The sequence below is a fragment of the Sulfurivermis sp. genome, assembly GCF_059410345.1.
The window spans coordinates 32,601-51,044 of sequence record NZ_JBLJDO010000008.1; the positions used below are offsets into that span (position 1 = coordinate 32,601).

Here is an 18,444-nt window from a genome sequence, read left to right on the forward strand (position 1 = left end):
CATTGTGTATGCTATGCGCCAGATTTGAGTACCCAGAGGAACTCCCCATGAAAGCGATCCTGATGAGCACCCCAGGCGGGGTGGATGTATTACAGTACACCGACGTTCCCATCCCCCAACTCGGCGGTGATCATGACCTGCTGGTGCGCCTCAAGGCCGCTGGCGTCAACCCAGTGGACACCAAGCTGCGCAGCAAGGGTACCTACTATCCCGACCGTCTGCCCACCATTCTGGGTTGCGACGGCGCCGGTATCGTGGAAGCCACCGGCCCTGCGGTCACCCGCTTCAAACCAGGCGATGCGGTGTATTTCTGCAGCGGCGGCATCGGTGGCCAGCCGGGCACCTACGCCGAATATGCGGTAGTGCACGAGGCCCACGCCGCGGCCAAACCCGCCGCCCTCAGCTTCCCCGAGGCTGCTGCCGCCCCCCTGGTGCTAATCACCGCCTGGGAGGCCCTCCACGACCGTGCCCGCATGCAGGCGGGGCAAAAGGTACTGATCCACGCCGGCGCCGGTGGTGTCGGCCATGTGGCCATCCAACTCGCCCGCGCCGCCGGCTGCCAGGTGGCCGCCAGCGTTAGCAGTGGAATAAAAGCACAGTTTGTAAGAGAATTGGGCGCCAACACCGCCCTGGACTACCGCGCCGGCGACATCACCCCGGCAGTGCTGGAGTGGAGCGGCGGTGAGGGCGTCGATATTGCCTTGGATACCGTCGGCGGCGCCGTGTTCGAACAAAGCTTCGGCCTGGTCCGTCCCTACGGCGATTTGGTCACCCTGCTGCAACCGGACGCCGGTGTGAATTGGAAGGTGGCGCGCCAGCGCAACCTGCGCATCAGCCTCGAGTTGATGCTCTCGCCTATGTACCTTGGCTGGAGCGCGGCGCAGGTGCACCAGGCCGAGATCCTGCACCAGTGCGCCGCACTGTTCGAGACCGGCCAATTGCGCGTCCACCTTGGCCATCTCCTGCCGCTGCAACAGGCCGCCGAGGCCCACCGCCTGCTCGAACGGGGCGGCATGCAGGGCAAGATTGTTTTGACCATGGAATGATTTTCGCTGACGGGAGGTCGGCATGAAACAACCGGCCGTTATGAACACAGTCATTTCCAGCCAAAACCGCTACAACGTGTTCACCCTGTTGCAGCAACTCGACCGCGGCGTCATGAACCACTTTGCCTGGCTGCGCGATCTGCACCGCGACATGATTTGCCACGAGTTCAATGCCGATTCGCCCAACCTGAGCCACGACGCCCATTGCCGCTGCAAGTTCGGCCGCTGGTACGAGGGCTGCCCCCGGGACGGCCTGTTCGACGATCCGCAGTTCCGTGACATAGGCACCTTGCACAAGGAGATGCACGACGCCGCCCGTGATATGTTGCAGGAGCAGATCACCCTGCAAACGGTCCACCCCGGCGCCTACACCCGTTTCATGGACAGCGCCATACAGTTCAAGGTGGCAGTGCGCCAGTTCCAGACCTCCCTCATCGAGCGGGTCTGTGTCGTGGATCAACTCACCGGCACCTGGAACCGCCATGTCATGCACTACAAACTGGGGCAAGAACTGGAGCGCATCAACCGCAAGGGTGGACACTGCTGTTTCTGCATGGTGGACATCGACCATTTCAAGGACGTCAACGACACCTACGGCCATCAGGTCGGTGACATGGTGCTGCGCAAGGTAGCGGAGGTATTGTCGGCCTCGCTGCGCAAATACGACTCCATTTTCCGCTACGGCGGCGAAGAATTTCTGCTCTGCCTCCCGGCAGCCACGGAAGCGGAGGCCGCACAACTGCTGGAGCGCCTGCGGCACGACATCGAACAAACCGCCATCACCATCGCCGGTTGCGACAACCCGCTGTCCGTCACCGCCTCGTTTGGCGTCGCCTGCCTCAGCGCCGGAAGCGACCTCGAAGCAGTGATCACCGAAGCCGACCACGCCCTGATGTGGGCCAAGGCCGAAGGCCGTAACTGTATCCGCATCTGGACCGAAAACCCGTGACTATCCGCCGTAGCCAGCGCGATAGCATCGTTACCTACATCACCCGCGATGGCTCCGAAATCCGTGAGCTGATGCACCCCACCGTGCACGGCAATCACGGTCAGAGTCTGGCCGAAGCCACCGTATTACCCGGTCAATCCACCGCCCTGCACCGTCACCATAAAACCGAAGAGCTGTACCACGTCACCGCCGGCCATGGCCTGATGCGATTGGGAGATGAGGAGTTTTCTCTCGCCCCCGGCGATACCGTCTGCATCCCGCCCGGCACACCGCACAAGGTGCGCAATACCGGTGATGAGCCGCTGCGCATCCTCTGCTGCTGCGCCCCGGCTTACAGCCACGCCGACACCGAACTGCTCTGAGACCATGCGCATCCTGCTCGCCCCCATGGAAGGCGTCATCGACGCCCCCATGCGCCAACTGCTGACCGCCCTCGGTGGCTACGATGCCTGCGTCACCGAATTCCTGCGCCTGAGTGACGGCGAACTGCCTGAACGCAGCTACTACAAACACTGCCCGGAATTGGCCCACGGCAGCCGCACCACCGGCGGCACCCCGGTGATCCTGCAACTGCTCGGCAGCGATCCCGAACTTCTTACTGTGAGCGCACTGCGTGCGGTAGAACTCGGCGCCACTTCCATCGACCTCAACTTCGGCTGCCCCTCGCGTTTCGTCAACCGCAAGGCCGGCGGTGCCGCGCTGCTGAAAGAGCCCGCACTCATGGCACATATTGTCAGCGCCGTGCGCCAGGCGTTGCCCAGGGAAATACCGGTGTCGGCCAAGATGCGTCTCGGTTATGAGGCACCGGATCAGGCGGTGGAGATTGCACTGGGTATAGAAGCGGCTGGCGCCGACTTCCTCACCGTCCATGCCCGCACCCGGGAGGATGGCTACCGCGCTCCGGTGCGCTGGGAGTGGCTGCGCCCCATCAAGGAGGCACTGAAGATTCCGCTGATCGCCAACGGCGACATCAATAGCGTCGACGACTGGCGCCGCTGCCACGAAATCAGCGGCTGCCAACACGCCATGCTCGGCCGCGGCGCCCTCATGCAGCCCGACCTCGCCCGGCAACTGCGCGCCTGGCAGGAAGGGCGCGAGATCACCGCCATGCAGTGGCACGAAATCCAGCCTCTGCTGCCTCGCTTGCTGGAACACTATGCCCCCAATACCCGTGGACTGAGCGCGCGGATAAAACAATGGCTAGGCATGCTGCGCCAGCGTCATGCGGGAGCCGACCTGGCCTTTGTGCAGATTCGAGAGCTGCGGGATTTAGACCGCATCGTGGCCACCCTGGTCAGCTAGGCCAGGGTTCGTATAACGCACGCATACGCCAGCAGAGACAAAGGGAACTACTTCTTGCCGCGCACGAACAGCGCAATCGATTCCACATGCGCCGTATGCGGGAACATGTCCATCACCCCCGCCTGCACCAGTGTGTAGCCGTACTCATTGACCAGGATCCCGGCATCGCGTGCCAGTGTGGACGGATTACACGACACGTAGACGATACGGCCCACCTTCATCCTGGCGATGTGCGCCAGTGTCTCCTGTGCGCCGGAACGCGGCGGGTCGAGCAGCACCTTGTCGAAGCCCTGCTTCCACCACGGCGAATGTTCCAGGTCGCCGGCCAGGTCGGCGGCGTGGAACTGCATGTTGGTCAATCCATTCTCCGCCGCATTGGCGCGGGCACGCTCCACCAGCTTGGCCTCGCCCTCCACACCGACCACTTCGCGGCAGCGACGCGCCAGGGGCAGGGTGAAATTGCCCAGGCCGCAGAACAGATCCAGCACACGGTCTTCCGGCGTGAGCTCCAACATCTCGATGGCGCGATCGATCATCTGACGGTTGATGTCGGTGTTGACCTGGGTAAAGTCGCCGGGCTTGAAGCCGAAACTGACGTCGTAGTTGCCCAGCACGTAGCGCAGCTGAATGTGCTCCGGCCATAACGGAACCAGCGAATCGGGGCCACCCGGTTGCAGGTAGATATGGATATTGTGTTCGATGGCAAAGGCCCTGACTTTGGCCTTGTCGTCGTCGCTCAGTTCGGCGAGGTTGCGCAGGGCCAAGGCAGTCTGCGTGTCGTCCACCGCCACCTCGACCTGCGCGATTTTGTCATACACGGAAAGCGAGGCAATCATGGCGCCCAGCACCTCGATGCGCTCACCCACGCTCGGGTGCAACACATCACAGCGGGTCAGCTCGGCGAGAAACGGGCTGCTGCGCTCGCGGAAGCCCACCAGCACCTTTTCCTTCTTGGGCACATACTTGACGCCAAGGCGCGCCTTGCGCCGGTAGCCCCAGTGCGGGCCACGTAGCGGCGGCATGACCTCATTCGGCTGCACCTTGCCGATGTGCCTGAAATCGTCCAGTAGCACCTTCTGTTTATAGGCGATTTGTGCATCGGAATCGAGGTGCTGCATGGCGCAGCCGCCGCAGACGTTGAAGTGGGGGCAGCGCGGGGCGATGCGCTCGGGCGATGCCTTGAGAATGCTTACCGTAACGCCTTCATCGAAGTTGCGATGGATGGCGCTATAGGTAAATTCCACCTCCTCGCCCGGCAGTGCCCCGGTAATGAATACCGTCTTGCCGTCGACACGGCCGACGCCACGACCTTCGTGATTAAGGTTGTCGATGGTGACGCGTACCGGCGTCGTGGGCAGAGGCTTTCTTTTGCGTCGGGACATGGAGGTTGTAATCCACTGAGTCCGCAGATAAACGCGAATAAACGCTAATACATCCCAAAATAAATCAGGGCATACATTGGCGTTAATTTGCGTTCATTCGCGGATTAATGTTATTGCTTGTTCCAGTTGCCGAGAAATTCGCTGAAGTGCGGCTTGTTCTCTCTGGCAAGGTAGTCGCGCACGCGCTGGCACTCGGCCTCGTACTCGCCGGCGGTGAGGCGGCCGCGCATCAGCTCGTAGCGCAGATAGACCAGGAAGGTGTTGAGCACGTCGGTTTCGCAGTAATTGCGGATACCGGCAATGTCACCGGCCTGGTAGGCGTCCCACACCTTGTCGCCGCTCATGCCCATCTTGCCGGGGAACCCGAGCATGGTGGCGATCTCGTCCAGCGGGGCGTTGGCGCGCGCCTGGTAGCCGGCCAGTACGTCCATCAGGTCGGTGTGGCGGTTGTGGTAGCGGCTAAGATAGTTGTTCCAGCGGAAGCTCTGATCCTCGTCACCGGTTTCCCAATAGCGCGGCGCACTGATGCCGTGCAACAGGGCACGGTAGTGCAGCACCGGCAGGTCAAAGCCGCTGCCGTTCCACGACACCAGGGTAGGAGTGAAGCGATCGAGGCCATCAAAAAAACGCTGCACGATCTCCTTTTCGTCGGCGCCCTCCTCGCCCAGCGACCACACCTTGAGGTCGTCGCGCGAGCGCAGCACCACCGAGATGGCGACGACACGTTGCAGGTGCAGGCGCAGGAAGTCGTTGCCCGTCTCCTGGCGCCGCTTGTGGAACATCACATTGGCGACGTCATGATCATCCAAGCCGTCCAGACCGTGCAGCCGCCGGCCGCTGGCCACATCGGGCACCGTTTCGATATCGAATACCAGGACGTTCATGGTCATTTCGCCGGGAATACACCGGTGGACAGATAGCGATCACCACGATCGCAGATGATGCCGACGATGATGGCGTTTTCCACTTCCTTGGACAGCTCCAGCATGGCGGCGACAGCGCCGCCGGAGGAGACGCCAGCGAAGATGCCTTCGCGTGCGGCGAGGGCGCGGGTGGTTTCCTCCGCCGCCTGCTGGCGGATGTCGATAGTGCGATCCACGCGTGCTGCCTCGAAGATGGTGGGCAGGTATTCCGGCGTCCAACGGCGGATGCCGGGGATGCTGGCGCCCTCCGCCGGCTGCACACCGACGATCTGGATGGCCGGGTTCTGTTCCTTCAGGTAGCGCGAGGTGCCCATGATGGTGCCGGTGGTGCCCATGGCGCTGACGAAGTGGGTCACCTTGCCGTGGGTGTCACGCCAAATTTCCGGGCCGGTGCCCTCGTAGTGGGCCTGGGGATTGTCGGGGTTGCCGAACTGGTTCAGCACGATGCCCTGGCCCTCGCGCTGCATCTGATCGGCCAGGTCGCGCGCGCCCTCCATGCTCGCCTCCTTGGACACCAGCACCAGCTCGGCGCCGTAGGCGGCCATGGCGGCGCGGCGCTCCACGCTCATGTTGTCCGGCATGATCAACACCATGCGGTAGCCCTTGATGGCCGCGGCCATGGCCAGGGCGATACCGGTATTGCCGCTGGTGGCCTCGATGAGGGTATCGCCGGGCTTGATCTGGCCGCGTGCCTCGGCGCGCTGGATCATGGACAAGGCCGGACGGTCCTTCACCGAACCGGCCGGATTGTTCCCCTCCAGCTTCACCAGCAGGGTATTGGAGGTATTGCCGGGCAGGCGCTGCAGGCGCACCAGGGGGGTGTTGCCGACGAAGGATTCGAGGGTCGGGAAGTCCATATTTTGACAAAACCAGGGCTAGGAGATTGATTTGGCGGGCATTATAAATCAAACCTTGCCACTGCCGACGATTTCATTACACTTGAATGTCAGGAGCATCCCAGGGAGAGGAGAAACGGGCATGAACGCACTTATGAAGGTTATCGATCAGGAACTGGCCCTGGAGCGGGCGGGCGGCAACGCCCAACTGGCCGCGGAGCTGTTCGGCATGCTGCTGGAGGAACTGCCTCAGCAACGCAGCGCTATCGAGGCGGCGCTGGCTTCCGGTGACTACCCGGCCCTGCGCCATCTGGTTCACAAACTCAACGGTTCGGCCACCTATTGCGGTGTCCCCGCCCTCAAGGCCGCGGCCGACGCCCTCGAAACCCATCTCAAGCGCGGCGAAACGGCCTACGCTGCCAGCGGCGTAGCCATCATCGTGGAAGAGATCGACCGCGTGCTGCGTCAGGCCGCCTGAGTCAGCTCAGCCCACCGCAAAGGCGCAGTGCGCCTTTGCGGTGAACTTCTGTCACGCAATATCGATTTCCTTCGCCAGATACACGTCCTGTATGGCGTTGAGTAGCGCCACCCCTTCCTTGATCGGTTTCTGAAAGGCCTTGCGCCCCGAGATCAGCCCCATCCCGCCGGCACGCTTGTTGATCACTGCGGTACGGATCGCCTGGTGCAGATCGTCCTTGCCGGAAGGGCCGCCGGAATTGATCATCCCGGCCCGTCCCATGTAGCAGTTGGCCACCTGGTAGCGCACCAGATCGATGGGGTGGTCGGTGGTCAGGGTGTCGTAGACCTTGGGGTGGGTCTTGCCGAACTTGATGGCGTTGTAGCCGCCATTGTTGGTGGCCTGCTTCTGCTTGACGATATCGGCGTTGATGGTCACCGCCAGGTGATTGCCCTGTCCGGTGAGGTCGGCGCTCTCGTGATAGTCGGTATCCCCCACCTTGAAGGCGCTGTTGCGCAGATAGGCCCACAGTACCGTCACCATGCCCAACTCATGGGCCAGTTCAAAGGCCTCACTCACCTCCATCACCTGACGACGCGACTCGGGCGAACCGAAGTAGATGGTGGCGCCCACCGCCACCGCGCCCATATCGAAGGCCTGCTGCACCGAGGCAAACAGGGTCTGGTCGTGCATGGTCGGATAGGTGAGCATTTCGTTGTGGTTGATCTTCACCAGGAAGGGGATCTTGTGGGCATAGCGCCGCGCCACGGAACCCAACACACCCAGGGTCGAGGCCACGGCGTTGCAACCGCCCTCGATGGCTAGGCGCGGGATGTTGTCCGGGTCGAAGAACATGGGGTTGGGCGCAAACGACGCACCGGCGGAGTGCTCCACCCCCTGATCCACCGGCAGAATTGAAAGATATCCCGTGCCGCCCAGGCGCCCGGTATTGAACAGCAACTGCATGTTGCGCAGCACGGCAGGCGACCGGTCCTTGATCGCCACCACGCGCTCCACATAGTCCGGCCCCGGTACCTGCAACAACTCCTTTTTGATGCCTGTGCACTTATGTCCCAGCAGATAGTCGGCCTCGTTACCCAGTTGTGCGATTACATCGGTCATCGGTTCTTCTCCTTGTGCAGATATGATTGCTGCGCATAAGCATAGGCGCTGAACACGGATTTGCCCGCGGCTTGACCTCGATCCGCGGTTGGTTAAACTGTGCAGTAATTCAAAATACGAAATCATGCATGCAAGGCATCACGACCATACTCATCATCCTGCTGCTGTCTATCGCCCTGCCCGCTGCAGCCGGACAGGGTGCTGCCGCTGAACCCGCTGTCGCCAAGACCTGGCGCCTCGCCACCATCTCCGCCATCCGTGACACCCCTGACGGCCGCATCAGCAGTATCTGGAATGCCGAAACCCTGTTCACCGCCCGCCAGATAGATGACAACTGGCTGCGCATCAGCGGCCACTTCCCGAACGGCACATGGCAGCCACTGGCGCAACCGCTGTGGGTCTCGCGCCACTATGCCGACGAGGTAAGAACCACGCCGGCAGAACCTGGGCGCAAAGGGCCGGAACGCTACATCGTGGTCAACAAGAACAATTTTTTGTTGCAGGTGTTCGAGCGTCAGGGAGAAATCGATCAGGTGGTCTATGAGGCCACGGTGGCCCTCGGCATGGACGGTTGCAAACCCAAGGAACAGGGGGGGCGCTGCTACTACACCGAGCCGGGAGAGTATGCGGTGCGCTGGAAGGTGCATGACCCGCAAGGCATCGAATGGTGCATCCCCAAATACATGGAAGAGGAATACGCCGAGGACATCGCCAACGGCCAGCGCTGTTTCCGCGGCGCCATCGGTACCCACGCCCTCAATATCGGCAAGAGCTACGCCATCCATGGCACCAGCCGCCCCGACCTGCTCGGACAAAAGGTCTCCCGCGGCTGCGTGCGCGCCGCCAACGCCGACATGCGCAAGATCTATCGCCTGATGGCCGTGGGCGACAAGGTCATCATCACCGAATAAGCCCCCCCCTTGCCCGCCTGCCGCGCAGACGGCAGTATGTAGCCACCACAGGTACGGATAAGTCCTACAAAAAGCATGGAGCAGAACATAAAAAAGGTGGCCGTCGGTCAGCTGCGGCCCGGCATGTACATCCACGACCTCAATTGCGGCTGGATGGACCATCCATTTCTTTCTAACAGCTTTAAAATCAATGACGTAGAAACCATTCGGCGCATCAGCGGGATGGGCATCAAGGAACTCTACATCGACACCAGCAAAGGCGATGATGTGGGGCCCGCCCAGACGCGGGAAGAGGTGCTGGCCGATCTGCAGCGACGCCTGCAGCGTGTGGGCACCGAATCCTCCAGCACAGAGACGCCACGCGTGTCGGTACGCGAAGAGCGCATCTATGCCGAGCGGATCGAGCGCGAGGCCTCGCGCCTGGTCACCAACATCATGCAGGACGTGCGCCTCGGCAAGCAGGTGGAGGTGGAGCGGGTCAGCCAGGTGGTGGACGGCATGGTCTCCTCCATCTTCCGCAACTCCCACGCCATGATGAGCCTGGGGCGCATCCGTGAGATGGACAAGTACACCTTCGAGCACTCGGTGAGCGTGGGTGTGCTGATGGTTTCCTTCGCCAAGGAGCTGGGGCTGGAGCGCAGTCTGATCCATGAGATCGGCGTCGGCGCGCTGCTGCATGACATCGGCAAGATCAAGACTCCGGACAAGATACTCAACAAGCCGGGCAAACTCACCGACGATGAGTTCAGCATCATGCGCCAGCATGTGGTGTACAGCCGCGAGGTGCTGGAACAGACCGACGGCATCAGCCCCACCGCCCTGGCCGTGGCTGCACAGCATCACGAGCGTTACGATGGCACCGGCTACCCACTAAAACTGAAGGGTGACGAGATCAGCCCCTATGGCCAGATGGCGGCCATCGTCGATGTCTACGACGCCATCTCCGCCGACCGCTGCTACCGCAAGGGGGAGGAACCGACGGTGGTGCTGCGTAAGCTGCTGGAATGGAGCAAGTTCCACTTCAACGAGAAACTGGTGCACCAGTTCATCCGTTGTGTCGGCATCTATCCGGTGGGAACGCTGGTGCGGCTGGAAAGCGGCCGCCTCGCCATCGTGCTGGAGCCGGGGGAAAAGGGGCCGCTCTACCCCACCGTGCGAGTGGTCTACGACAGCAACAAACGCCAGTTCATCACTCCGCGCGACATCGACTTGTCCAATCCCACCGCCCGCAGCGGCGACGACCGCATCGTCAACTGTGAGTCGGCGGAGAAATTCGGCATCAAGGTGCCGGTATTCATGGAATCCTGACATCGGGCGATGGCCACCGGCCGGCACCGCGTCGCCCGCTGAATCAGACTCTCACAACAACGCCCCTACCCAGACAGCGCCTTGATCACATACACATCGAAGCGGTGGTTCTTGGTGCTGATGCTCATGGTCGGCGCCCTGCCGGCCATCGGCGCCGCATAATCCGGCCGCTTCACCACCACCCGTTGCCGCGCCACGGCCAGCGCTGCCGGCAACAGGGCGTCGGCATCCGGGTCCTCACCCACCACCTCACGGAACAGCCGCATCTCCTTCTTCACCAGCGCCGACTTGTGCCGGTGCGGATACATGGGGTCGAGGTACACCACGTCAGGCCGCGCCCCCTCATCCAGTTGCGGCATGATCTCTGCGGCATGACCACACAGCAGATGCATGCGCGCCGCAATGGGGGCGGTCTCGGCATCCCGCAGCGCCCGTTCCAGGCCGTCCGCCAGCAATGCCGCCACCACCGCAGAGCGCTCCACCAGGGTCACTGTGCAGCCCAGGCTGGCCAGCACGAAGGCATCACGCCCGAGCCCGGCAGTGGCATCCAGCACGCTGGGCGTGCCCCCCTTTTTCAGGCCCACCGCCTTGGCGATCTCCTGACCGCGGCCGCCGCCATAGCGGCGCCGGTGTGCCACGGCACCGCCGACAAAGTCCACATACACCGGCCCCTCGCTGGCGAGCGCGCGCAGTTCCAGGCGCTCGGGGGTCAGCACCAGACGCGGTGCCTCACCCGGGTCGAGTTCGCCCAGGGATAGCCCCCAACGGGCGGCCAGCGTGCTGGCCCGGGGTTGCAGCGCCGGTTCAGCGGAATAGATATTCATCACCTAGGACTTCCGTTAAATCACAGTGTTACAAGATAAACTTAATGCTGATTGCAACATTGATTGGCTGTCGCAAGCGATTACAGGATATCCGCCGGCATCGATGGCCGGTTGGGGTCGGGCGGCTCATCGCCCATGGCGCCATGTGCCTCGCCGTCACTGACGAACACCTGATCGAGGATGTCGATGAAGCGCTTGGCCTGGGGTGAGAGAAAGCGCCCCTTGCGCAGCACGATGCCGTAGGTACGGCGTGGAAAGTATTGGCTGAGCGGGATCTGGGCCAGCCGTTCCTCGCCGGTGAGGCAGACGTCGGTGACGATGGAGATGCCCAGCCCCAGCTCGACGTACTTCTTGATGACTTCCCAACCGCCCGCCTCCAGCGCCACGTTGTAGGTCAGGTTGTGCTGCTGGAATACCAGATCGACGATGCGCCAGGTGGACAGGTGGCGCGGCGGCAGGATCAGACCGTAGGGGCTGATGTCGGCCAGGCGCAGATTCTGTTTCTTGGCCAGCGGATGGTCCAGGGCGGTGATCAGGGTCGGGTCATAGGTGACCACCGGGCGATAGCTGATGTCGTCCGGCACCTCCAGCATGGAGCCGACGGCAAAGTCCACCTCGTCGGCGCGCAGCATGGCCAGACCGTCCCGGCCGGTGACGTTGTGCAGTTTGAGGCGGATGTGGGGATAAGCCTCGGCAAACAGCTTCATCGGCTCCGGCAGGATGTAGAGGATGGTCGACTCCCCCGCGGCGATGTTCAGCTCGCCCGACTCCAGCACGCCGAACTGCTCGGCAAAGGTCTCGTGCAGCTTGTCGATACCCTCCACCAGCGGCTCGGCCAACCGGTACAGGGTTTCCCCCTCCGGGGTCAGCTTGATCTGCGGCCCGCGCCGCTCAAACAGGGTGATGCCGAACTCCCGCTCCAGCGCCTGGATCTGCAGCGACACCGAGGGCTGACTCAAGAACAGCGATTCCGCCGCCAGGGTGATGCTGCCGGTGCGGGCCGTATGACAGAAGGCGCGCAGCTGCTTGAGGCGGTTCTGCTTGTAATAAAGGTTGGGCAGGGAGGTCATGGCCGTTCCTCAGTATTAACCAGCGCAATATTGAGCATTGAAATAATTACCGCGTCAAATACATGAAACAATTTTAGACTTTGTACGCATACAGGGAATACGGTTATTACTTGATTATTTATGTAGGGAATAAGGATTCAGTATTAATTGCCTTAGAGGCTAGATGCATTGAGCCCCATTCTACACATTGCAGCAGCGGGTGGCTTCATGGCCGCTTTGGGCGTGGTTCTGGCCATGCTCCTGGCCGTCGCCAGCCGCCGCCTCTATGTGTACGAAGACCCCCGCATCGATGAGGTGGAGGACATGCTGCCCCACTCCAATTGCGGCGCCTGCGGCACGCCCGGCTGCCGTCCGTTCGCCGAGATGTTGATCAAGGGCGAGGTGGAGCCAGGCCAATGCACGGTGAACTCCGCCGACGCCAACCAGGAGATCGCCGATTACCTGGGCGTGGATGTCGGCAGCATCGAAAAGCAGGTGGCGCGCCTGGCCTGCGCCGGCGGCGTCCACGTGGCCCGCACCCGCGCCCGCTACGAGGGCATGAAGTCCTGCCGTGCCGCCAGCCTGGTGTCTGGCGGCGGCAAGGGCTGCACCTGGGGCTGCCTGGGCCTGGCCGACTGCGAGGTGGTGTGCGACTTCGACGCCATCACCATGAACCGCCACGGCCTGCCGGTGGTGGATGCGGAGAAGTGCACCGCCTGTGGCGACTGTGTCGAGGTCTGCCCCAAGAAACTGTTTTCCCTGCAGCCAGTGAGCCGCCGCCTGTGGGTGGCCTGCAAGAACCAGCAGCCCGGCGATGAGGCCGAACTGGAATGCGAAGTGGCCTGTACCGCCTGCGCGCGCTGCTCCGCCGATGCCCCGGAAGGGTTGATCACCATGCAGAACGAACTGGCGGTGATCGATTACAGCAAGAACGCCCTTGCCTCGCGCATCGCCATCGAGCGCTGCCCGACCGGGGCCATCGTCTGGCTGGATGACAAGACCGGGCCGCAGCGCGGCCGTGATGCAAAGAAAGTGGTACGCCAGGAAGCGTTGCCAATCGGATAAGGCAAAGATTGCAAGGCTGTCCGCAAATGCACGCGAAACACGCAATTACATCTTTGCAAAACACTACTCGCGTTGATTTGCGCTCTTTTGCAAACTGATTTTACAGATTCAGTGAGGGTGACTGAGATGTTCGGAAAGAAAGAGACCAAGACCTTCAAGTATCCGGGTATCCGCATGGCCATGGACGGCAACACCGCCGTCATCATGTGCGAACGTGAGTCCTCGGATGCGGCCGGCGCCTATCCGATCACCCCGTCCACCCAGATGGGCGAGTACTGGGCCGAGGAAGTGGCCAACGGCCACGTCAATGTCTCCGACCGTACCCTGATCTTCGTCGAGCCGGAATCCGAGCACGCCGCCGCCGCCGTCACCGCCGGCATGTCCATGACCGGCCTGCGCGCCACCAATTTCTCCTCGGCACAGGGCGTGGCCTTCATGCACGAATCCCTCTACGCCGCCGCCGGCAAGCGCCTGCCCTACGTACTCAACATCGGCTGCCGCGCCATCACCAAGGCCTCACTCAACGTCCACTGCGGCCACGACGACTATCACTGCATCGACGACACCGGATTCTTCCAGGTCTTCGCCAAGAACGCGCAGGGCGCCGCGGACCTCAACCTCATCGGCCGCAAGATCGCCGAACTGGCCCTGACCCCCGCCGTGGTGGCGCAGGACGGCTTTCTCACCACCCACCTCATCGAACCGCTCAACGTCCCTGAGCGTGAACTGATCGAGGAATTTCTCGGCCGCCCCGACGACATGATCGAATGTCCCACCCCGGCGCAGAAGATGCTTTACGGCGAAAAGCGCCGCCGCGTGCCGATGATTTGGGACGTGGATGCCCCGCTGGTGTCCGGCACGGTGCAGAACCAGGATGCCTACATGCAGACCGTGGCGGCGCAGCGTCCCTACTTCTACGCCCACATCCCGCAGCTCGCCGATCAGGTGATGGACGAGTACTACGAACTCACCGGTCGCCGCTACCACCGCATCAGCAGCTACAAGACCGAGGACGCCGACTACATCATCGTCGGCATGGGCTCGATGATCGTGCAGGCACAGACCGTGGCCGACTACCTGCGCGAAACGCGCAAATTGAAGGTGGGCGTCATCGACGTCACCATGTTCCGCCCCTTCCCCGGCGACCTGATGGGCAGGGCCATCAAGGGCAAGAAGGGCGTGGTGGTGCTGGAACGCACCGACCAGCCACTGGCCGAAGACCTGCCGCTGATGCGCGAGGTACGCGCCTCACTCAACAAGTGCATGGAAAACGGCACCGTCGCCAAGGGCGAGGAACTGCCCTACCCCGGCTACGACTGCTACAAGCAGGGCGACGCCCCGCGCCTGTACTCTGGTGCCTATGGCCTCGGCTCGCGCGACCTGCAGCCGGAAGGTCTTATCGGTGCGGTGGAAAACATGCTGCCGGATGGCAAGAAGCGGAAGTTCTTCTATCTGGGCATCGACTTCGTGCGTGAAGAGGCGGCCACGCCCAAGCAGGAAATCCAGATGCAGCAGCTGCTGGAGAACTACCCGCAGGTGAAGGATCTGGCCGTGCGCGGCTCGGAGAATCCCAACCTGATGCCGGACGGCTCCATCACCGTGCGCATGCACTCCGTCGGCGGCTGGGGCGCCATCACCACCGGCAAAAACCTGGCGATGACGCTGTACGAGTTGCTGGGCTATGAAATCAAGTCCAACCCCAAGTACGGATCCGAGAAGAAGGGTCAGCCCACCACCTATTACCTGGCGGCTGCGCCCACCCCGATCCGCATCAACTGCGAATTCAACTTCGTCGACGTGGTGCTGTCGCCGGACCCCAATGTGTTCGGCCACTCCAACCCGTTGTTCGGTCTGAAGAAGGGTGGCGTATTCATCATCCAGTCCTCCTTCGAGTATCCGGATCAGCTGTGGGCCACCATCCCGCGCCGCTACCAGCAATTCATCGTCGACAACGATATCCGCGTGTTCTACGTGGACGGTTTCAAGATCGCCCGCGATGAGGCCACCAACCCCGAGCTGCAACTGCGCATGCAGGGCAACGCCTTCCAGGGTGCCTTCTTCGCCGCCTCACCGCTGATGGAAATGGCCGGACTGGACGAGACCAAGCTGTTCAAGGCCATTGAAGACCAGCTGATGGCAAAATTCGGCGCCAAGGGCAAGCGTGTGGTGGAAGACAATCTGCGCGTGGTGCGCCGCGGCTTCAGCGAGATACACGAAATCATCAACAAGAAGGTGGGCATGACCCTGCAGGAGTTGCGCAGCAGCGAATCCATGCTGCCCATCATGCTCAAGCACATGCCCGAAGGCGAAGGCCAGTTGCACGACATCCATCGCTTCTGGGAGCAGACCGGCTATTTCTATGCCACCGGCCGCGGCTCCGACAATCTGGCCGATCCCTACATGGGCGTGTCGCTGATGCCCGCCGCCACCGGTGTGTTCCGCGACATGACCAACATCCGCTTCGAATATCCGAAGTGGGTGGCGGAGAACTGCACCGCCTGCGGCAACTGCTACACCGTCTGCCCGGATTCCGCCATTCCTGGCCTGGTCAATTCCGTCGGCGAGGTGTTCGCCACCGCCATCCACCGCATCGAGAGCAAAGGCATCCTGACCCTGCACCTGCGCCGCGAGACGCGCAAGGTGGAGAAGAAGCTGCGCGAGCTGCTCAACACCGCCGGCGAGGCTGCCAAGGTGCGCAACCTGCTGGATCAGGCAATCCTCGAGGTACTGGCCGAGTCCGAACTGGAGGGCGATGCCCGCGCCAAGCTGGAGCAGGAATTCGGCCAGCTCATGGATACCATGGGCAGTTTCGAGTTTGCCGTCACCAAACCCTACTGGATCAACCGCGAGAAAAAGGAAAAGGGCAGCGGCGGCCTGTTCTCCATCACCGTCAACCCCGATACCTGCAAGGGTTGCATGGAGTGCGTCGAGGTCTGCGACGACAACGCCCTGCTCAACACCAAGCAGACCGACGAGGCGGTGAAGCGCATGCGCAGCGACTGGGCCTTCTGGCTCGACCTGCCCACGACCAGCCCGGACTACATCCGCATCGACGATCTGGATGAGAAGATAGGCGCGCTGGACACCCTGCTGCTCGACAAGCGCAACTACGGCGCCATGGTGTGCGGTGACGGCTCGTGCCTGGGTTGCGGCGAGAAGACCGCCATCCACCTGTTCACCAGCACCGTCACCGCGCTGATGCAGCCGCGCGTGAAGAAACAGATCGCCAAACTGGATGGTCTCATCACCCAGTTGGAACAGCACATCCGCCTGAAGCTGGCCGCCGGAGTGGATCTATCCAACAGCGGCGCCATCAATCAAGTGGTGGAAGGCGTCAACGGCACCGATCTGACCCTGTCCTCGCTCTCTGCCACGCTCGATGCCGGTCACGAAAAGACCGTCATCGACAAGCAGTGGCTGAAATGGGCCACCAACCTGCTCGATCGCCTGCGCGACCTGAAATGGCGCTACGAGGCAGGACCGACCGGCCGCGGCCGCGCCGAAATGGGTATCGTCAACTCCACCGGCTGTACTTCGGTGTGGGGTTCGACCTTCCCGTTCAATCCCTATCCCTTCCCCTGGACCTCGAATCTGTTCCAGGACAGCCCGTCCATGGCCATGGGCCTGTTCGAGGGCCACATGGTGAAGATGGCCGACGGTTTCAAGGCCATCCGCATGGCCGAGCTGGAACTGTCTGGCCAATACAATCCAGAAGTGCACCAACCCTACTTCCGCCAGTTCAACTGGAAGGATTTCAGCGATGAAGAATGGCTGTTGTGCCCGCCGGTGGTCGCCGTCGGCGGCGACGGCGCCATGTACGATATCGGCTTCCAGAACCTGTCGCGTGCCCTCGCCTCCGAGATGCCGATCAAGGTGATGGTGGTGGACACCCAGGTGTACTCCAACACCGGTGGCCAGGCCTGCACCTCCGGCTTCATCAGCCAGGTGGCCGACATGTCACCCTACGGCAAGAACTGGAAGGGCAAGACCGAGATCCGCAAGGAGGTCGGCCTGATCGGTGTCGCCCACCGCGGCGCCTATATACTGCAAGGCTCCACCAGCAACGTGACCCACCTGCTGGAGGGGTACATCGACGGCCTCAACAGTCGCCGCCCGGCCATGTTCAATGTCTATACCACCTGCCAGCCGGAACACGGCGTCAGCGACGACGCCTCCAACCGCCAGGGCAAGCTGGCGGTGGAGTCGCGCGCCTATCCGCTGTTCCGTTACGACCCGGACCGGGGCACCACCTTCCCCGAGTGCTTCGACATGGAAGGCAACCCGGCGCTGGAAGACGATTGGCCGATATACACCATCGACTACGTGGACGAGAACGGTCGCAAGGAAAAGCTGGAAGTGCCGATGACCTTCGCCGACTTCGCCGTCACCGAAGGCCGCTTCCGCAAGCACTTCAAAAAGGCACCGCGCGAGACCTGGAATGACACCATGGTGCCGTTCCACGAGTTCCTCGCCATGGACGACGATGACCGTGAGGGCAAGTTCCCGTTCATCTGGGCGGTCGACGCCAAGAACCGTCTCAACCGCGTACTGTGCGCGCAGGAGATCGTGCTGGCCGCCGAGGAGCGCCGCGATTTCTGGCGCCAGCTCAAGTCCGTCGCCGGCCTCGATCGCCAGGTGGACGTGGGTGCCATCGTGCAGCAGACCAAGGCGGAGATGGCGCAGAAGCTTTCTTCCACCCTGCTCTCGCTGGCCGCCTCCGGCGACATGTCCGCCTTCACCGGTGGCGCGGTAACCGCCAACGGCAATGGCAACGGCGCGGCCCACGCCGCAGCGGCCGGCGATTACGAACCGGTATGGGTCGAGACGCCGGAATGCACCGCCTGCGATGAGTGCATCAACATCAATCCGAAGATCTTCGCCTACAACGACGACAAGAAGGCCATCATCGTCGACCCGAAGGCCGGTTCGTTCAAGGACATCGTGAAGGCAGCGGAAAAATGTACTGCGGGCTGCATCCACCCGGGCACGCCGTTCAACCGCGGCGAAGCGGGCCTGGACAAACTGATCCAGCGCGCCGCGAAGTACCAGTAGACGCGGCGATGCCGCGCTAAAGGAGTTTGGTTGCAACGGGTGTGCGAAACGCATCCGGCGGAAATTCCGCAAACAACAGTTTCTTTCGGTGCTCCCTCCGAGAAGTTGCCTCTCCCCGTCTTGGGGAGAGGATTTTTTTTCGACTGGACTGGAGACTGGAATAACGAATTTTGTACGCAGCCCGGAAGTATCCTTCCAGGTTGTGGTAACCGAGTGGT

At 62.2% G+C, this 18,444-nt stretch carries 15 protein-coding genes; 9 read left to right on the top strand and 6 right to left on the bottom strand.

Annotation, left to right across the window (positions count from 1 at the left end; genetic code table 11):
* The first annotated feature begins 47 nt into the window (after positions 1 to 47).
* Genes ACMV8A_RS08320 through ACMV8A_RS08335 form a run of 4 tightly spaced genes read left to right on the top strand, consistent with a single transcriptional unit; the run spans position 48 to position 3,297 of the window.
* Positions 48 to 1,046, top strand: coding sequence for a zinc-dependent alcohol dehydrogenase family protein (locus ACMV8A_RS08320; RefSeq protein WP_495325309.1), 999 nt, complete (start codon positions 48 to 50; stop codon positions 1,044 to 1,046).
* Between the two features lie 40 nt (positions 1,047 to 1,086).
* A complete protein-coding gene (locus tag ACMV8A_RS08325; protein ID WP_495325310.1) occupies positions 1,087 to 1,995 on the top strand; it encodes a diguanylate cyclase in 909 nt (302 codons plus the stop codon).
* 2 nt (positions 1,996 to 1,997) lie between these two features.
* Positions 1,998 to 2,357, top strand: coding sequence for a cupin domain-containing protein (locus ACMV8A_RS08330; protein WP_495325385.1), 360 nt, complete (start codon positions 1,998 to 2,000; stop codon positions 2,355 to 2,357).
* A gap of 4 nt (positions 2,358 to 2,361) precedes the next feature.
* Entirely contained in the window at positions 2,362 to 3,297 is a 936-nt protein-coding gene (locus tag ACMV8A_RS08335) for a tRNA dihydrouridine synthase (protein ID WP_495325311.1), read from the top strand.
* A 47-nt stretch (positions 3,298 to 3,344) separates the two neighbouring features.
* Here the strand turns inward: ACMV8A_RS08335 and rlmD are convergent, their stop codons facing one another.
* The 3 genes from rlmD to cysM form a co-directional block, all read right to left on the bottom strand.
* Positions 3,345 to 4,679, bottom strand: coding sequence for a 23S rRNA (uracil(1939)-C(5))-methyltransferase RlmD (gene rlmD / locus ACMV8A_RS08340; RefSeq protein ID WP_495325312.1), 1,335 nt, complete (start codon positions 4,677 to 4,679; stop codon positions 3,345 to 3,347).
* Between the two features lie 110 nt (positions 4,680 to 4,789).
* A complete protein-coding gene (locus ACMV8A_RS08345; RefSeq protein ID WP_495325313.1) occupies positions 4,790 to 5,563 on the bottom strand; it encodes a 3'-5' exonuclease in 774 nt (257 codons plus the stop codon).
* 2 nt (positions 5,564 to 5,565) lie between these two features.
* Complete coding sequence (gene cysM, locus ACMV8A_RS08350; RefSeq protein WP_495325314.1) at positions 5,566 to 6,459, bottom strand: cysteine synthase CysM; 894 nt, start codon at positions 6,457 to 6,459, stop codon at positions 5,566 to 5,568.
* Between the two features lie 121 nt (positions 6,460 to 6,580).
* Here cysM and ACMV8A_RS08355 point away from each other — a divergent pair, with 121 nt between their 5' ends.
* The gene (locus ACMV8A_RS08355; protein WP_495325315.1) at positions 6,581 to 6,916 is read left to right on the top strand and encodes an Hpt domain-containing protein; all 336 of its coding nucleotides are present in this window, start codon (positions 6,581 to 6,583) and stop codon (positions 6,914 to 6,916) included.
* Positions 6,917 to 6,967: 51 nt separating this feature from the next.
* Here ACMV8A_RS08355 and ACMV8A_RS08360 read toward each other — a convergent pair whose 3' ends face one another.
* The gene (locus tag ACMV8A_RS08360; RefSeq protein ID WP_495325316.1) at positions 6,968 to 8,017 is read right to left on the bottom strand and encodes a class I fructose-bisphosphate aldolase; all 1,050 of its coding nucleotides are present in this window, start codon (positions 8,015 to 8,017) and stop codon (positions 6,968 to 6,970) included.
* 128 nt (positions 8,018 to 8,145) lie between these two features.
* On the opposite strand from ACMV8A_RS08360, the gene ACMV8A_RS08365 reads away from it, so the two are divergent.
* Together ACMV8A_RS08365 and ACMV8A_RS08370 are read left to right on the top strand one after the other, a co-directional pair.
* Positions 8,146 to 8,928 carry a L,D-transpeptidase gene (locus ACMV8A_RS08365; RefSeq protein ID WP_495325317.1) on the top strand — a complete coding sequence of 261 codons (783 nt, stop codon included), beginning with the start codon at positions 8,146 to 8,148 and terminating at the stop codon, positions 8,926 to 8,928.
* Between the two features lie 75 nt (positions 8,929 to 9,003).
* Positions 9,004 to 10,236, top strand: a complete 1,233-nt coding sequence (locus tag ACMV8A_RS08370; RefSeq protein WP_495325318.1) for an HD-GYP domain-containing protein — start codon at positions 9,004 to 9,006, stop codon at positions 10,234 to 10,236.
* 65 nt (positions 10,237 to 10,301) lie between these two features.
* On the opposite strand, the gene ACMV8A_RS08375 is transcribed toward ACMV8A_RS08370, so the two are convergent.
* Together ACMV8A_RS08375 and ACMV8A_RS08380 are read right to left on the bottom strand one after the other, a co-directional pair.
* Positions 10,302 to 11,060 (bottom strand): class I SAM-dependent methyltransferase, encoded by a 759-nt coding sequence (locus tag ACMV8A_RS08375; RefSeq protein WP_495325319.1) that lies wholly within the window; start codon positions 11,058 to 11,060, stop codon positions 10,302 to 10,304.
* Between the two features lie 80 nt (positions 11,061 to 11,140).
* Positions 11,141 to 12,130 (bottom strand): LysR family transcriptional regulator, encoded by a 990-nt coding sequence (locus ACMV8A_RS08380; RefSeq protein WP_495325320.1) that lies wholly within the window; start codon positions 12,128 to 12,130, stop codon positions 11,141 to 11,143.
* A 207-nt stretch (positions 12,131 to 12,337) separates the two neighbouring features.
* Between ACMV8A_RS08380 and ACMV8A_RS08385 the strand changes: the two genes are divergently transcribed.
* A complete protein-coding gene (locus ACMV8A_RS08385) occupies positions 12,338 to 13,174 on the top strand; it encodes an RnfABCDGE type electron transport complex subunit B (protein ID WP_495325321.1) in 837 nt (278 codons plus the stop codon).
* Between the two features lie 126 nt (positions 13,175 to 13,300).
* Positions 13,301 to 18,226 carry a 2-oxoacid:acceptor oxidoreductase family protein gene (locus ACMV8A_RS08390; RefSeq protein ID WP_495325322.1) on the top strand — a complete coding sequence of 1,642 codons (4,926 nt, stop codon included), beginning with the start codon at positions 13,301 to 13,303 and terminating at the stop codon, positions 18,224 to 18,226.
* The last annotated feature ends 218 nt before the right edge of the window (positions 18,227 to 18,444 follow it).

Excerpts from the sequence above, each read along its gene's own strand:
- ACMV8A_RS08320 (WP_495325309.1), top strand. The coding sequence starts at position 48 with ATGAAAGCGATCCTGATGAGCACCCCAGGCGGGGTGGATGTATTACAG.
- ACMV8A_RS08325 (WP_495325310.1), top strand. The coding sequence starts at position 1,087 with ATGAACACAGTCATTTCCAGCCAAAACCGCTACAACGTGTTCACCCTG.
- ACMV8A_RS08335 (WP_495325311.1), top strand. The coding sequence starts at position 2,362 with ATGCGCATCCTGCTCGCCCCCATGGAAGGCGTCATCGACGCCCCCATG.
- rlmD (WP_495325312.1), bottom strand. The coding sequence starts at position 4,679 with ATGTCCCGACGCAAAAGAAAGCCTCTGCCCACGACGCCGGTACGCGTC.
- ACMV8A_RS08345 (WP_495325313.1), bottom strand. The coding sequence starts at position 5,563 with ATGAACGTCCTGGTATTCGATATCGAAACGGTGCCCGATGTGGCCAGC.
- cysM (WP_495325314.1), bottom strand. The coding sequence starts at position 6,459 with ATGGACTTCCCGACCCTCGAATCCTTCGTCGGCAACACCCCCCTGGTG.
- ACMV8A_RS08355 (WP_495325315.1), top strand. The coding sequence starts at position 6,581 with ATGAACGCACTTATGAAGGTTATCGATCAGGAACTGGCCCTGGAGCGG.
- ACMV8A_RS08360 (WP_495325316.1), bottom strand. The coding sequence starts at position 8,017 with ATGACCGATGTAATCGCACAACTGGGTAACGAGGCCGACTATCTGCTG.
- ACMV8A_RS08365 (WP_495325317.1), top strand. The coding sequence starts at position 8,146 with ATGCAAGGCATCACGACCATACTCATCATCCTGCTGCTGTCTATCGCC.
- ACMV8A_RS08370 (WP_495325318.1), top strand. The coding sequence starts at position 9,004 with ATGGAGCAGAACATAAAAAAGGTGGCCGTCGGTCAGCTGCGGCCCGGC.
- ACMV8A_RS08375 (WP_495325319.1), bottom strand. The coding sequence starts at position 11,060 with ATGAATATCTATTCCGCTGAACCGGCGCTGCAACCCCGGGCCAGCACG.
- ACMV8A_RS08380 (WP_495325320.1), bottom strand. The coding sequence starts at position 12,130 with ATGACCTCCCTGCCCAACCTTTATTACAAGCAGAACCGCCTCAAGCAG.
- ACMV8A_RS08385 (WP_495325321.1), top strand. The coding sequence starts at position 12,338 with ATGGCCGCTTTGGGCGTGGTTCTGGCCATGCTCCTGGCCGTCGCCAGC.
- ACMV8A_RS08390 (WP_495325322.1), top strand. The coding sequence starts at position 13,301 with ATGTTCGGAAAGAAAGAGACCAAGACCTTCAAGTATCCGGGTATCCGC.